At 45.7% G+C, this 1,209-nt stretch carries 1 protein-coding gene; it reads right to left on the bottom strand.

Annotated elements, in window-relative coordinates:
* On the bottom strand, window positions 1-1,209 hold a 1,209-nt coding region (locus tag AB4496_RS19665), incomplete at both ends, for a sigma-54-dependent transcriptional regulator (RefSeq protein WP_372131684.1).

The following is a 1,209-nucleotide window of genomic DNA, read 5'->3' on the forward strand; positions in this document are numbered from 1 at the left end:
TTCCAGCATCACGCATTTTCGCTAATTTATAACGCAATGTACGAGGGCTAATGCCTAGCTTTTCAGCCATATCTTTACGTCGACCATGACAAGCAATCAATGTTTCGAGAATGATCGCATACTCTTGATCTCTAAGTTCATTTCCAAGCCCTTCGCTACCTGCCACGACTTTATTGATAGGATTCGCTTCAGCAATCGGCTTAATTTCTGGCGCTGCAACACTGTTCCCTTCAACGATCTGTTGTAGTCCAGTAGCGTCTTGCCAATCAACACCTTCAAGTAAAATATGTTCGCCTGAAATATTTTCTTGCTCACTCAAAATTAGAGCGCGCTGCACGACATTATCCAGTTCACGCACATTTCCCGGCCACGGATAATTGACGAGTTTACTAATGGCTTGCTCAGACAGAACAGGAACAGGCATTCCTAGTTTGGTGCAATGACGTTCCACCAAATGTTTCGCAAGCGGCGCAATATCACCTTTACGTTCACACAGCGCTGGCCAAGTAATTGGAAATACATTCAGTCGGTAGTATAAATCTTCACGGAAATTCCCTTCAGAAACATACTGTTTTAGGTCGCGGTTACTGGTTGCTAGAACACGGACATCCAATTTGATGCTCTTGCGGCTACCAAGACGTTCAACTTCGCGCTCCTGCAATACGCGCAATAGTTTCGCTTGTAGGCTAAGATCCATTTCACTGATCTCATCCAACAAAATAGTACCACCTTGAGCTTGTTCAAATTTACCAGGGCAAGCTTGAATCGCACCGGTAAACGCACCTTTATCGTAGCCAAACAGTGTCGCTTCCAACATGTTATCTGGAATCGCGGCACAGTTAATCGCAACAAACGGACCGTCTTTACGGCTCGAAGCGTTATGAATATAGCGAGACATGACCTCTTTACCAGAACCACTTGGCCCTAGCACCATCACGTTGGCATCGGTTTTAGCCACCTTGTCAGCCAGCATCATTAGTTTGATACTTTTCTCATCGGCAACGATAGCATCGCCATTGTCATCCGACTTTACGGGAGCGTAACGGCTCACCATGTTTAACAGCACTTCTGGAGCAAATGGCTTTGCCATGTAATCGATAGCGCCTTCTTTCATTGCCGCGACCGCATCTTCAATGTTGGCATAGGCCGTCATCAATAGAACCGGAAGATTTGGCCAATGCTGCTTGATGTTTCTTAGCAATGCTAAAC

The organism is Vibrio sp. 10N.222.46.A1 (assembly GCF_041473595.1).
GTDB classification, from domain to species: domain Bacteria; phylum Pseudomonadota; class Gammaproteobacteria; order Enterobacterales; family Vibrionaceae; genus Vibrio; species Vibrio tasmaniensis_A.